This window comes from Halomonas saccharevitans (assembly GCF_900116405.1).
Lineage (GTDB): Bacteria > Pseudomonadota > Gammaproteobacteria > Pseudomonadales > Halomonadaceae > Halomonas > Halomonas saccharevitans.
Genome location: NZ_FPAQ01000037.1, coordinates 20349 through 34092, shown reverse-complemented (window position 1 = coordinate 34092; position 13744 = coordinate 20349). Strand labels below are relative to the sequence as shown.

The following is a 13744-nucleotide window of genomic DNA, read 5'->3' as shown; positions in this document are numbered from 1 at the left end:
GCGCCGGTGGTCAACAGCTACCAGCACAACGACTCCTTCCCGGCCAGCCACCCGCTGTGGTGCGGCCCGCTGGGCTACCAGGGCTCCAAGGCCGGCATGAAGCTGATTGCCCAGGCCGATGTGGTCGTCGCACTGGGCACGCGCCTGGGGCCGTTCGGCACCCTGCCGCAGCACGGCCTGGACTACTGGCCGAAGGACGCCAAGATCATCCAGATCGACGCCGACCACAAGATGCTGGGTCTGGTGAAGAAGATCGCGGTGGGCATCTGCGGCGACGCCAAGGACGCCGCCGAGGCGATCACCGAGCGCCTGGCCAGCCGTGACCTGGTGTGCGACGCCACCAAGGCCAAGCGTGCCGACCAGATCGCCAGCGAGAAGGATGCCTGGGAGCGCGAGCTCGACGAGTGGACCCACGAGAAGGACCCGTTCAGCCTCGACGCCATCGACGAGGCCCAGGGCGAGACGCCGTTCTCCGGCGGCGAGTACCTGCACCCGCGCCAGGTGCTGCGTGAGCTCGAGAAGGCCATGCCCGAGGACGCGATGGTGTCCACCGACATCGGCAACATCAACGCCGTGGCGCACAGCTACCTGCGCTTCGAGAAGCCGCGCAGCTTCTTCGCGCCGATGAGCTTCGGCAACTGCGGCTACGCCTTTCCCACCATGATCGGGGCCAAGGTGGCCGCGCCGGAGCGTCCGGGGATCGCCTACGCCGGTGACGGCGCCTGGGGCATGAGCCTGATGGAGACCATGACCGCGGTGCGTCACGAGATCCCGGTGACCGCGGTGGTGTTCCACAACCGCCAGTGGGGCGCCGAGAAGAAGAACCAGGTCGAGTTCTACAACCGTCGCTTCGTGGCCGGCGAGCTGGACAATCAGAGCTTCGCCGAGATCGGCCGGTCGATGGGCGCCGAGGGCATCACCGTGGATCGCCTCGAGGACGTGGGCCCGGCGCTGAAGAAGGCGGTGGACCTGCAGATGAACGAGGGCAAGACCTGCATCATCGAGATCATGTGCACCCGCGAGCTGGGCGACCCCTTCCGCCGCGACGCGCTGAAGAAGCCGGTGCGCCTGCTCGAGAAGTACCAGGACTACGTCTGATCGTAGGGATGACCGAACGTGCTGCAACGTGTTCCCCCGGCCTCGCCGGGGGTTTTTTTTGCCGGTCGGATGGTGCGGCGAGCGTCGCCGAGCATGGCGAGCGCTCTGGTCCAACAGTTGGCGTGTATCTGGCGCTAATGCCCCCTCGGCTTTGTCAGTAGGCTGGATTCGTTCGCGGCCGAGGTGCCGCCTCGATGCATCAACGCATCGGTCACTTAACGACAGATCCAACAACGACAACCGTCAGGAGCCCACCATGAGCCAGCCGACCACCGAACTTCTCGAAGCCTTCAGCGATGCCCTGAACCGTCACGACATCGATGCCGTCATGAGCATGATGACCGACGACTGCGTCTTCCACGCCATCGCCGGCCCGGAACTGCAGGGTAAGAGCTTCGTCGGCCAGGCCGAGGTGCGTCAGGCCCTCGAGAACGCCTGGAAGACCGCCCCCGATGCCAGCTGGACCGACGCCGAGCACCACGTGATCGGCGACAAGGGCTTCTCCGAGTCCACCTACCAGGGCACCACTACCGACGGCGTACGCTCCGAGGCGCGCATGATCGACGCCTTCACCTTCCGCGACGGCAAGATCGCCGTGAAGAACGCCTTCCGCAAGAATCGTCCCCCCGTCAACGCCTGATTGCCTCGGGTTCGAGCACCGCATCCAGACTGCTAGGAGTCCGATCATGGAGACAACAATGCCAAGAAGCGGGGCGGAGACCGAGGCGAGCCAGACCTCACCCTCCCAGCCATATGATCCGGCCTATGACCCCCTGAAGAGCGCCACCCCGGGGGCGGGTCGTGACTATGCGCCGACCTACTGGATCGGCACCGCCGGCGAGCCGCCGGCCGATGACGGGCCCATCACCCAGGACACGGATGCCGATGTGGTGATCATCGGCTCCGGCTTCACGGGTCTGACCGCGGCGATCTTCCTGGCCGAGGAGTACGGCATCAAGGCCACGGTGCTCGAGGCCAACCGCACCAGCTGGGGCTGCTCGACCCGCAACGGCGGCCAGGCCCAGTGTGCCTCCGGCCGCCTCAAGCGCTCCCAGTGGATCCAGCGCTACGGCCTGGATACCGCCCTGAAGCTGCATCGCGAATGCCTCGACGGCATGGCGACCTTCAAGGCGCTGATCAAGGACATCGACTGCGAGCCCCAGCCGGGCGGCCACCTCTACGTGGCCCACCGCGACAAGGTGATGCCGACCCTCGAGAAAGAGGCGAAGCTGCTGCGCGAGACCTTCGACTATGACGCCCGGATCCTCGACGCCGATACGGTGAAGCGCGAATGGCTGGGTGACCAGGAGGCGGCCGGCGCCATGCACGAGCCCGAGGGCATCGGCATCCACGCCGGCAAGCTGGCCTTCGGCTATCACCGCAAGGCCCGGTCGCTCGGCGTGAAGATCCACCCGGCGAGCCCGGTGCAGGGCTTCGAGACCCGCGGCGGCGTGCACTACCTGCAGACGCCTGGTGGGGTGGTCAAGGCACGCGCGGTGGGCATCGCCACCGGCGGCTACACCTCCCAGAGCCTGCATCGCGAGCTCAAGAACCGCCTGCTGCCGATCCTCTCGAACTCCATCGTCACCCGGCCGCTGACCGACCAGGAGCTGGCGGCGTGCAACTTTCGCACCCACCAGATCATCACCGATACCCGGATCCTGCGTCACTACTATCGCCTGCTGCCGGACAATCGCCTGCAGATCGGCAGCCGCAGTGCCATCACCGGCCGCGATGCGCCGCAGAAGAAGTACGAGTCGGTGCTGGTTGGCGACATGCACCGCAAGTTTCCGGCGCTCAAGGGCATCGAGCTCGACTACTCCTGGTGGGGCTGGGTGGATGTCAGCCACGACATGATGCCGCGCATCCATCAGCCCGATGCCAAGGAGACGGTCTATTACGCCCTGGGCTACGGCGGCAACGGCGTGATGTACTCGGCCCAGGCCGGTAAGCGCCTGGCGCAGTGGATCGCCGGGCATGGCCAGGCGCTGGACCTGCCGATCTTCACCTCCAAGCTGCCGTTCCCGAACCTGCGCGAGAAGGTCGAGTCCCAGGCCTTCGCGCCGTTCCGGCGCTTCGGCCAGCGCTTCCTCTACCGCTGGTACCACCTGAAGGACGAGGTGATCTGAGCCGCGTCTTATCCATCGCTTGAAGCCGCCCGTGAGGCGGCTTTCTTGTGACGGCGACCCGTTTGGAGAAGGCCTGTCAGGAGACGGCTTTCTACGGCGCGAGGATGGCGGGGCTCATGAGGGGGTGATCGCCTGAGGAATCAGCGCCGCCAGGCGCTCGATGCCGGCCTCGATGCGCGCCTCGGGGATCGCCGAGAAGCCGAGCCGGAAGTACTCGCGGTGGGGGCCGTCGAAGAAGTGGATGTCGCCGCACTCGATCAGGATGCTCTGTTCGGCCGCCAGGCGGCGCAGCTCGCGGCAGTCGAGCCCCACGGGTCCCTTCACCCAGAAGCACGAGCCGCCGTAGGTCGAGGGCACGGAGGCGTCGGGCAGGTGCCGAGCCAGCGCTTCGCTCATGCGTTGCCAGCGGCTGTGGAACACCTGGTGAATCTGGCGCAGCAGGGCATCGTGGTAGCCGCGATCCAGGAACAGCGCCACGGCGCGCTGGTTGTTGGTCGGCGGATGGCGCAGCATCAGGCGGCGCAGCGCCCGAGCCTCGCGGATCAGCGCCGGCGGGCCGACCATGTAGCCCAGGCGCAGGCCCGGCGCCAGGGTCTTGGAGAGGCTGCCCACGTAGATCACCCGGTTGTGGCGATCCAGGCTCTTTAGCGCCGGCGTGGGATTGTCCAGGTAGTTGGTCTCGCTCTCGTAGTCGTCCTCGATGATCAGGAAGTTGTCGATCTCCGCCATGTCGAGCAGCTTGCGGCGACGCTCCAGCGGCATGGTCACCGTGGTCGGCGCCTGATGGCTCGGCGTTACGTAGAGCAGCTGGCAATCGGCGATCGTCGGGTCGAGGCGCATGCCCTGTTCGTCGACCGGCAGCAGGTGGATGTCGTCGGTAAAGGTGCGGGCGATGTTGTAGACGTCCACGTAGCCGGGATTCTCCATCCCGAAACGCCGGCCCGCCTTGAGCAGCAGCATGCAGGCGATCCACAGCGCCTGCTGGGCGCCGACCGTGACCAGGATCTCCTCGGACTTGGCCCACACGCCGCGGCGCGGCAGCAGTCGCTTGTGGATCTGTTCGATCAGCAGCGGGTCGTCGTCATTGAGGTGGTCCACCGACCAGCTGCGGATCGCCGGCACGCTCATGGAGTCACGGCTGCACTCTCGCCAGTGCTGGGTCGGGAAGAGCTCGGGGTCTATCTGGCCATAGAGGAACGGGTAGTCGTAGCGATGCCAGTCGCTGGGCTTGTTGATGGTCTGCTGCCGGGAGGGGTGCATGGTCAATAGCTCCTCCCAGGGCAGGCGCTCGGCGTCGATATCGTTCAGGCGCACCGGTTTCTCGGCCCGGCCCTCGAGGATCTCGGGATTGACGAAGTAGCCGCTGCGCTTCCTGGCGACCAGATAGCCGTCATCGAGCAGGTGCTCGTAGGCCAGCATCACCGTATTGCGGGCGACATGCAGCTCCTTCGCCAGCTTGCGGCTCGAGGGCAGCGGTTCGTCCAGCGGCAGGTGACCGTCGAGAATGGCATGGGCGATCTGCTCGCGCAGCTGTTTCTGCAGGCTCTCCGGAAGATCGGAGTCGAGATGGAAGAGAAGCTGGCTCATTGAAATTGTGTCTCGCCAAGGCTCATGAAAAGGCAGCTAAAGATTATGCCATAGCGTTGAGGCATCATGGCGGCGGACTCGGGGCAAGCCCGTCGCGTCGGTCATCGTTATCTCACCCGGCGGACTGGACCAATCGATGTCGGGAGACTGGTTCTAGTGGCGCTCGGGGGGAGTGCGTAGAACGTTGAGGTGAGGATATGGCGCATAGCATGTATCCCGATGATCGGCGATGGGCGAGATCGCGGAGCCGAGGCAGGCGCGGTGAGAATCACAATAAATCACCTCGAATCGTCGCTTTGGACCGCCCTCGATGGACACCCTGGGCTCGCCGTCATCCAGGAGCGCCTTGCGTCACGCAGGCATCCTGTCTTTCCGACAATAACAAGCAGTGGAGATCACAATGCGTATCCAGAAACACCTCCTCCCCATGGCAGTATCCGCCGTGACCCTGGCCGTGAGCGGCCATGCCATGGCCGACACCTGGAAGATGGCTCTGGGCGACGCCGCCGGCGGTACCCAGTACGAGCTGGGCAAGACCTTTGCCGAATTCGTCGAGGAAAAGAGTGGGGGAGAGGTCACCATCGACCTGTTCCCCAATGGCCAGCTCGGCAGTGAGCAGGACACCGTCAACAACGCCAGCATGGGGATTCTCGATCTCTCGGTGCTGGCCATCAACAATATCACGCCGTTCTCGCCGACCGTTGGGGTGTTGACCCTGCCCTACGTGATCCAGAGCCCCGAGGATGCCAAGACGCTGACCCAGGGCGAGATCGCCGAGGAACTCACTCAGAACACCATCCGCGATGCCGGCGTGCGCATTCTGGGCTGGGCCTACTCCGGCTGCCGCCGTCTGACCAACTCCGCACGTCCCGTAGCCTCGCCCGAGGATCTGGATGGCCTGAACATCCGGGTGCCCAAGAACGAGATCATGATCGCTTCCTACCAGTCATGGGGCGTCAATCCTGCTCCGCTGGCCTGGTCCGAGACCTTCACCGCGCTGCAGCAGGGGGTCGTCGACGGTCAGGACAACCCCTACATCACCATCGACACCATGAAGTTCTACGAGGTCCAGGAACACGTCACCGATAGCTGCTACGTCTTCTCCTTGCAGCCGCTGATCATCAGCGAGGGCAAATTCCAGAGCTTGAGCCCCGAGATGCAGGAGCTGGTGCTGGAAGCCGGTGAAGAAGCCACCGACCACAGCTATGACTTCCTGCTGGAAAGCGAGGAGGCCATCAAGAAGCGTCTGGTGGAAGAACACGGCATGCAGATCACCCAGCCCGCCAACGACGAGCAGCAGTGGATCGAGATGGCCACCGGCATCTGGCCCGATTTCTACGACAGCATCGGCGGCAAGGAAAAGCTCGACCAGGCACTCGAGGCCCTGGGGCGCGATCCCGCACCGCAGTCGTAATCGTCGCCACCGCGACATGCAGTGTCCCCCCGCATCGGCTCCCGGCCGGTGCGGGGAACTGCCCATCGGGAGCCTGATCGCAAGGGGCCAGTCTCATGAAATCGCTACTCTTCAAGATCATCGACAGCCTGGAGAGCGTCCTCTGTCAGCTCCTCCTGGTGTCCTTCGTCTTACTGCTGTTCGCCCAGATCGTGCTCAGAAACCTCTTCAGCTATTCGCTGCCCTGGGGCGATGAGCTGGCGACCTACGCCTTCGTGTGGTTCGCCTATCTGGGGGCGGCCTATGCCACTAAGATGTCGGCGCACAACCGCGTCACCTTCCAGTTCAGGTTCTTTCCGCGCTGGGTCGAGACGTTCTGCACCCTGCTCACCGACCTGATCTGGATCGGCTTCAATGCCGTCTTCATCTACCTGAGCTACGACTTCGTCTTCAACAAGATGAACCTCTTCTGGAAGTCCCAGACGCTGGGCATTCCGATGAAGTACTTCTACCTGATCCTGCCCATCGCCTTCGTCGCCATGACGCTGCGAATTCTTCAGAACAACTACCTGAAGTTCGTCAAGAAGGTGGACCTCGTGGACCCCGAGTCCCAGGAGGTCGAGAAACTCCAGCACAACGATGACGCGGCGGGTGATGACCCGACGCGACGGGAGCACTGAGTATGGATGCCACGATTGTCTACGTACTGTTCGGCGTCTTCTTCCTGCTGCTGATCCTCGGGGCACCCATCACGGTGTCGCTGGGCGTGGCGGCACTGACGACCTTCATCAGCCTGGGCGAGAACCCCATGGCGTTCGTGCAGATCGCCTTCACCTCGGTGGGCTCCTTTCCGCTGATGGCGCTGCCGGCATTCATCCTGGCCGGGGCGCTGATGGAGGCCGCCGGCATCTCCAAGCGCCTGGTCGATATCGCCGAGGCCTTCGCCGGGCCCGTGACCGGCGGGCTCGCCGCGGCGACAGTGTTCGCCTGCATGTTCTTCGGCGCGATTTCCGGCTCCGGGCCGGCGACCACGGCGGCGGTGGGCATGCTGATGATTCCGGCCATGGCCAACCGCGGCTACGATCGCGGCTACGGTTCGGCCATCACCGCCTCCTCGGGCGGGCTCGGGGTGGTGATTCCGCCCTCGATCCCGATGGTCATCTTCGGCATCTCCGGCATGGGCCTGCAGCCGCCACCGGAGGCCGTCGCCGAACACGGCGCCTTCCAGACGCTGTCGATTCCCAAGCTGTTCATCGCCGGCATCATGCCGGGGGTGGTGATCGCCGGCTGCCTGCTGACCATCAATTACTTCATCTCGAAGAAGCGCGGCTATCGCGGCCTGACCGATCACTGGTCCTGGCCGCAGATCCGCGGCACCCTGCGCAAGGGCATCTGGTCGATGCTGGCGCCGATCATCATCCTCGGCGGCATCTACAGCGGGCTGTTCACGCCCACCGAGTCGGCCATCGTGGCGATCTTCTACACGCTGATCGTGGGGGTCTTCCTGCACCGGGAGCTGGCCTGGAAACCGGCCCTGCGCACGCTGCAGACCACCACCTGGATCACCGGCCGAGTGCTGCTGATCCTGTTCACCGCCACCGTGTTCGGGCGCCTGCTCGTCGAGGAGCGAGTCCCCGGCCTCATCGCCGAGGCGATGCTGGGCTTCACCGACAACACCTACCTCATCTGGGCGATGATCATCTTCTTCCTGCTGTTCGTGGGGATGTTCATGGAGACCCTGGCGGCGATCATGATTCTCACCCCGGTGCTGCTGCCGATCATGTACATGCTGGGCATGGACCCGGTGCACGTGGGCATCGTGGTGGTCTGCGCCCTGGCCATCGGTTTCCAGACGCCGCCGCTCGGGGAGAACCTCTTCGTGGCCTCGGGGATAGGCGGCGCCTCGATCGAGGAGATCTCGCTGAAGGCGCTGCCCTTCGCCGCGGGCTCCATCGTGGCGCTGTTCATCATCGCCTACTTTCCGCAGATATCGCTCTGGTTGCCCGGCTTGCTGGGCTACTAGCCGCGATCCGTTGCTGACATCGGCGCGGTGTCCTCGATGCCGCGCCGAAGGAGGAAAATCATGACGCATGGCATTCGACGCATCCTCTGCTGCGTGGGCCTCAGGGGCGACTGTGACCCGGTGCTGGCCCAGGCGGTGGGACTCGCACAGGCCACGGGCGCGGAGCTGCACGTGTTGCACGCGGTCAAGTCGCTCTCCGACGACGTGCTCAACACCCTCAAGATCAACATACAGGATCGCCAGATGCTCGAGACCCTGATGACTCAGCGCCTCGACCAGGCGCGCCAGGAGCTCGATCAGCACCTCGAGGCCTTCTGGGCCCGTCATCCCGAGCGTCGCGCGGCCTTCGGCGAGCGTGAGGTAACGCGCAGCGTGCTCGAGGGCTATCCCGCGTCGGTGATCACCCACTACGCCACGCGCACCGGCAGCGACATGATCGTGATGGCGGCCAACAAGCGCAGCTTCACGGCCACCTACGCCGGCAAGGTCACCAAGGGCGTGATCAAGCGCGCCCGGGTACCGGTGGTGGTGGTGCCGCCCCGGCAGGATTAGTCGCCGAGTGAGCGGTGTCGTGCCGGCGATGCCTGTCGCCACACGCCGTGTCGCACGCTCTATTTCGCTCTGATATTTCCTTTAATGCGCCCGGCCACGTGCCGGGCGCCGTCGTTGATGTCGGCCCCATCCGTGGTCTTACCTCTCGCCCTCAACTGGTCCTAACCTCGCTTTCGCCATGCCGTCACCATGATGCTCATGTCGGCCGGCGAGGGGGTGCCGTGACCGACATGGGTGGCTCATGAGGCCGTCATCGGCTCCCTTGCCGAATGCCAATGGCCACCACATTCCAACAACGAAGGGCCGATGTCCGTCGCAGGAGGCGACGCTCGTTCCATAGCTTATTGAGGTGGTGACATGACTCGTCGAGACGCCAACGCGGCAACCGATCCGTCGACCCTTCAGGCCGATAAGCGGGTCCTTCCGCGTCGCCTGGAACCCCTCCAGCGGGTGCTTCCCGGACTGATGATCTGCGTCACCATCGCCCTGGCAACGACCTTCATCGCCGATCATTACGGCGGCCCCACGCTGCTCTATGCGCTGCTGTTCGGCATGACCCTGCACTTCCTCACCGAGGAGGGGAAGTGCCTGGCCGGCGTCGAGTTCGCGGCCAAGAAGGTGCTGCGGATCGGCGTGGCGCTGCTGGGCGTGCGTATCACCATCGAGCAGGTCGCCGAGCTCGGCATCGGGCCGGTGCTGACCGTGGTCTGCGGGGTGATGCTGACCATCGCTCTGGGCGCCCTGCTGGCCCGCCTGCTGGGGCTGGACAAGGACATGGGGCTGCTGACGGGCGGCTCGGTGGCCATCTGCGGTGCCTCGGCGGCGCTGGCCCTGTCGGCGGTAATGCCGCGTCATGAGACCCACGAGCGCAACACCATCATGACGGTGGTGGGGGTGACCACGCTCTCCACCATGGCGATGGTGATCTATCCGCTGATCGTCGGACTCCTGGGCCTCGGCGACACCGAAGCGGGTATCTTCCTCGGCGGCACCATCCACGACGTGGCCCAGGTGGTCGGCGCCGGCTACATGATCTCCGAGGGCACCGGCGACGTCTCCACCTTCGTCAAGCTGCTGCGGGTGGCGATGCTGGTGCCGGCGGTGATGGTCTTCATGTTCCTGTTTCGCCGCGAGCGGCGCCAGGAGGAGGGCGCCAGCAAGGTGCCGATGCTGCCGACCTTCCTGGTCGCCTTCGTGGCGCTGGTGATCATCAACAGCCTCGGCTGGATCCCGCCGGTGGTCACCGAGGGCTTCACCGACCTGTCGCGCTGGTGCCTGGTCACGGCCATCGCCGCGCTCGGCATCAAGACCTCCTTCCAGAAGCTCGCCGTGGTCGGCTGGAAGCCGGTGGTGCTGATGGTGGCGGAGACGGTCTTCCTGCTGCTGCTGGTGCTGGCCTTCATCTACTTCGGCGTGGCGAGCATCTGACCACGCCTTGAACGCGGCAGGCCATCAACGGGCGTCCCCTCGAGCGATCGAGTGGGGCGCCCGCTGCATGAGGGCATAGGCTCGGCGCCACGGCATGCTGTCAAATGACGGTTTTCTCGTCGGCAGCCCTTTTAGGTTTCGTCGTCGCTGCATAAACCCATGCATGGAGATGCGGCCAACGATAATTCTTCGTTTTCGTTAAAACGAAGTGCTTTTTGTCGCCTATGCTATTAATGAATAACCCTTGAACATCTTGGCATGAGTCGCATTCGGGAATCTTGAACTAGGGTGGAGAAGACCGTCAGTGACGCGAGATTGCTCGTAGTCGCCTGGGCCCTCGGACAGGAATGGCAGTAAACCCAACAACAAACGACTGCATGCTCAATCGAGCAAGGGGATGGAAATGAAGATGAAACGTCTTGGAACATTGCTGACAGCCGCGGCAATAGGCTTTTTGACCACTGGCACCGCCAGTGCCCAGGAAATGGGCCCCACGCTCAACAAGATCAAGGAGAGCGGTGTCATCACGATCGGCCACCGCGAGACCTCGGTGCCGTTCTCCTATATAGGCGATGACCAGCAGCCGGTCGGCTACACGATAGACATCTGCATGCAGATCGTGGACGAGATCAAGAACGAGATCGGTGTCGATGAGCTGAACATCAAGTGGGTACCGGTGACCCCCCAGACCCGCATTCCGCTGATGGCCAACGGCACGCTCAACCTGGAGTGCGGCTCGACGACCAACAACCTGACCCGCCAGCAGCAGGTGGATTACGCCGCTATCACCTATATCACCGGCACGAAACTGCTGACCAAGAAGGAGAGCGGCATCGCCACGGTGGAAGACCTGGCAGGCAAGCCCATCGCGCTCGCCCAGGGCACTACCAATGAGCGCGTGGTCAAAGAAGCCATCGAGGAGCGTGGTATCGAGGACGTGAACGTGGTGTCCGTGAGGGATCATGCCGAAGGTTTCCTGGCGTTGCAGACCGACCGCGTGGATGCCTATTCGACCGATGACATCCTGCTCTACGGCCTGATCGAGAAGGCCAGGGATCCCGAGACCTACGAGGTGGTGGGCGATTTCCTGTCCTACGATCCCTACGCCATCATGCTCCCGCAGAACGACAGCAAGTTCCGCCTGGTGGTCAATCGCCGGCTGGCCGAGCTGTTCCGCACCGGTGAGATCGAGAAGATCTACAGCACGTGGTTCGAGCCCATGAACGTTCCCATGTCTGACCTCCTGCGCGCCAACTTCAAGATCCACGCCCTGCCGAAGTGACACATCCTTTGAACACTGCCTTTTGAGTGGTTTGTGCCGGATATATGAACGGCTTTAAAGGTGGAAGTAAGCGTTTGTCGTCATGCTGTCGGGGTCGCGGTCGCGACCCCGGCCGCTGAAAAAGCGCAAATAAGGAAGACAAATGAACTACAACTGGAATTGGTCGGTCCTGTTCCAGGAACCCTACCTGGGCTGGCTGTTCTCCGGCTTGCAGTGGACCCTGCTGGTCGCGATCGCCGCCTGGGTCATTGCCTTCGTGCTGGGCTCCGCGATCGGCATCCTGCGTACCGTGCCCAACCGCCTTGTGCGGACCTTGGCGGCGGCCTACGTCGAGCTGTTCCGCAATATCCCGCTGCTGGTACAGCTGTTCATCTGGTACTTTGTCGTGCCTGAACTGCTGCCCGAAGAACTGGGTCTCTGGGTCAAGCGCGATATGCCCAATCCCGAATACGTGACGGCCGTTGTGGCACTGGGCGCCTATACCGCGGCGCGCGTGGCCGAGCAGGTCCGCTCCGGCATCCAGACCATCCGAAAGGACCTGGTGAACGCAGGGCTCGCCATCGGGCTCACCCCTCTTCAGACCTATCTGTACATCCGGCTTCCGATCTCCTATCGGATCATCGTGCCGCCCCTGACCTCCGAATTCCTGACCATCTTCAAGAATTCATCGCTGGCGCTGACCATCGGCGTGCTGGAACTGACCGCCCAGGCGCGGCAGATCGAGAACTATACCTTCCAGGGCTTCGAGGCGTTCACTGCCGCCACGGTGCTGTACCTGGTCATCACGCTTCTGGTGGTGCTGCTGATGCGCCTGATCGATCAGAAGACGCGTATCCCAGGCTCGGTGGGGGCTAACTAGATGAGTGATTTTGATTTCCAGGTCATTATTGAGTCGCTTCCGTTCCTGTTTGATGGCCTGCTCATCAGCTTCCAGCTGACCTTGCTGGCCCTGCTGGCAGGCCTTGCCTGGGGCACTATCCTGGCGGTGATGCGAATCTGGGGGCCGGCGCCGCTACGCTGGTTCAGCGCCATCTACGTCAACATCTTCCGGTCGATCCCGCTCATCCTGGTGATCTTCTGGTTCTACTTCCTGGTACCACTGCTGATAGGCCGCCCGGTGGGTAATTTCACCAGCGCGCTGATCGCCTTCTCGCTGTTCGAGGCGGCCTATTATGCCGAGATCATGCGTGCCGGGCTCAATTCGGTCTCGCGCGGACAGGTCTATGCCGGCCTGGCCATCGGGCTTTCGCCGCGCCAGAACCTCCAGTACGTGATCCTTCCCCAGGCGTTTCGCAACATGATCCCGGTCCTGCTGACCCAGGCGATCATCCTCTTCCAGGATACCTCCCTGGTCTACGTCGTGGCCTTGAGCGATTTCATGACCTCGGCCAGCACGGTGGCCAAAGTGGAGGGGCGGCTGGCAGAGATGTACCTCTTCGCGGCGCTGGTGTATTTCGTCATCTGCTTCTCCGGCTCCATGCTGGTCAAGCACCTGCAGAAAAAGAAGGTCGCATGATAAAAATCGACAACATCGACAAGTGGTACGACGACTTCCACGTCCTGAAGAGCTGTTCGCTCGAGGTCGAGCGTGGCGAGGTGATCGTCATCTGTGGTCCGTCCGGCTCGGGGAAGAGCACCCTTATCAAGTGTGTCAACGCGCTGGAACCGGTCGACAGCGGACGCATCGTGGTCGAAGAGACCGACGTGACTGCCAAGGGCACCAAGCTGCCCCTGGTGCGGGCGCGTATCGGCATGGTGTTCCAGCATTTCGAATTATTCCCGCACAAGACGGTGATCGAGAACCTGATGATGGGCCAGATCAAGGTGCTGAACCGCTCGCGCGATGAGGCGCGCCGGAAGGCGGAGAGCCTGCTGGAGCGCGTCGGTCTGTCCGATCAGGCGGACAAGTATCCCTCTGCCCTGTCCGGCGGACAGCAGCAGCGGGTGGCCATCGCCAGGGCCCTGGCGATGGATCCCATCGCCATGTGTTTCGACGAGCCGACCTCGGCGCTCGATCCCGAGATGATCAGCGAGGTGCTGGACGTCATGGTCGAGCTGGCCAGGGAGGGCATGACGATGATGGTGGTCACCCACGAAATGGGCTTTGCCCGCAAGGTGGCGCGCCGGGTGGTCTTCATGGACCAGGGAGAGGTGAAGGAGGTCGCTGCGACCGAAACCTTCTTCAATAACCCCGAGACCGATCGTGCCAAGGAGTTCCTGTCGAAGATCCTGGCGCACTAGGCGACATACGG

At 63.5% G+C, this 13744-nt stretch carries 13 protein-coding genes; 12 read left to right on the top strand and 1 reads right to left on the bottom strand.

Annotated elements, in window-relative coordinates:
* The 3 genes from BM388_RS14505 to BM388_RS14495 form a co-directional block, all read left to right on the top strand.
* Positions 1–1098: thiamine pyrophosphate-dependent enzyme (locus BM388_RS14505; RefSeq protein ID WP_245781565.1), on the top strand; the 1098-nt coding region annotated here is incomplete at its 5' end.
* A 256-nt stretch (positions 1099–1354) separates the two neighbouring features.
* On the top strand, positions 1355–1738 hold the full coding sequence (locus BM388_RS14500) for a nuclear transport factor 2 family protein (protein WP_089851418.1): 384 nt from the start codon (positions 1355–1357) through the stop codon (positions 1736–1738).
* Between the two features lie 46 nt (positions 1739–1784).
* On the top strand, positions 1785–3227 hold the full coding sequence (locus BM388_RS14495) for an NAD(P)/FAD-dependent oxidoreductase (RefSeq protein WP_245781564.1): 1443 nt from the start codon (positions 1785–1787) through the stop codon (positions 3225–3227).
* A gap of 114 nt (positions 3228–3341) precedes the next feature.
* Here BM388_RS14495 and pdxR read toward each other — a convergent pair whose 3' ends face one another.
* Positions 3342–4814, bottom strand: a complete 1473-nt coding sequence (pdxR, locus tag BM388_RS14490; protein WP_089851414.1) for a MocR-like pyridoxine biosynthesis transcription factor PdxR — start codon at positions 4812–4814, stop codon at positions 3342–3344.
* A 400-nt stretch (positions 4815–5214) separates the two neighbouring features.
* Between pdxR and BM388_RS14485 the strand changes: the two genes are divergently transcribed.
* From BM388_RS14485 to BM388_RS14445, 9 genes are all read left to right on the top strand, one after another.
* The gene (locus BM388_RS14485; RefSeq protein WP_089851412.1) at positions 5215–6228 is read left to right on the top strand and encodes a TRAP transporter substrate-binding protein; all 1014 of its coding nucleotides are present in this window, start codon (positions 5215–5217) and stop codon (positions 6226–6228) included.
* Between the two features lie 95 nt (positions 6229–6323).
* On the top strand, positions 6324–6887 hold the full coding sequence (locus BM388_RS14480; protein WP_089851410.1) for a TRAP transporter small permease: 564 nt from the start codon (positions 6324–6326) through the stop codon (positions 6885–6887).
* A 2-nt stretch (positions 6888–6889) separates the two neighbouring features.
* Positions 6890–8230, top strand: coding sequence for a TRAP transporter large permease (locus BM388_RS14475; RefSeq protein WP_089851408.1), 1341 nt, complete (start codon positions 6890–6892; stop codon positions 8228–8230).
* A 60-nt stretch (positions 8231–8290) separates the two neighbouring features.
* Positions 8291–8782, top strand: coding sequence for a universal stress protein (locus tag BM388_RS14470; protein ID WP_175535111.1), 492 nt, complete (start codon positions 8291–8293; stop codon positions 8780–8782).
* Between the two features lie 357 nt (positions 8783–9139).
* Positions 9140–10210: a YeiH family protein gene (locus tag BM388_RS14465; protein WP_089851404.1), complete on the top strand. Its 1071-nt coding sequence runs from the start codon at positions 9140–9142 to the stop codon at positions 10208–10210.
* A 397-nt stretch (positions 10211–10607) separates the two neighbouring features.
* The gene (locus BM388_RS14460; RefSeq protein WP_217641079.1) at positions 10608–11492 is read left to right on the top strand and encodes an amino acid ABC transporter substrate-binding protein; all 885 of its coding nucleotides are present in this window, start codon (positions 10608–10610) and stop codon (positions 11490–11492) included.
* Between the two features lie 142 nt (positions 11493–11634).
* Complete coding sequence (locus BM388_RS14455; RefSeq protein ID WP_089851402.1) at positions 11635–12351, top strand: amino acid ABC transporter permease; 717 nt, start codon at positions 11635–11637, stop codon at positions 12349–12351.
* The gene (locus BM388_RS14450; RefSeq protein ID WP_089851400.1) at positions 12352–13008 is read left to right on the top strand and encodes an ABC transporter permease subunit; all 657 of its coding nucleotides are present in this window, start codon (positions 12352–12354) and stop codon (positions 13006–13008) included. It begins immediately after the preceding gene.
* Complete coding sequence (locus BM388_RS14445) at positions 13005–13733, top strand: amino acid ABC transporter ATP-binding protein (protein WP_089851398.1); 729 nt, start codon at positions 13005–13007, stop codon at positions 13731–13733. Before BM388_RS14450 ends, BM388_RS14445 begins: the two co-directional genes overlap by 4 nt.
* Positions 13734–13744 lie beyond the last annotated feature (11 nt).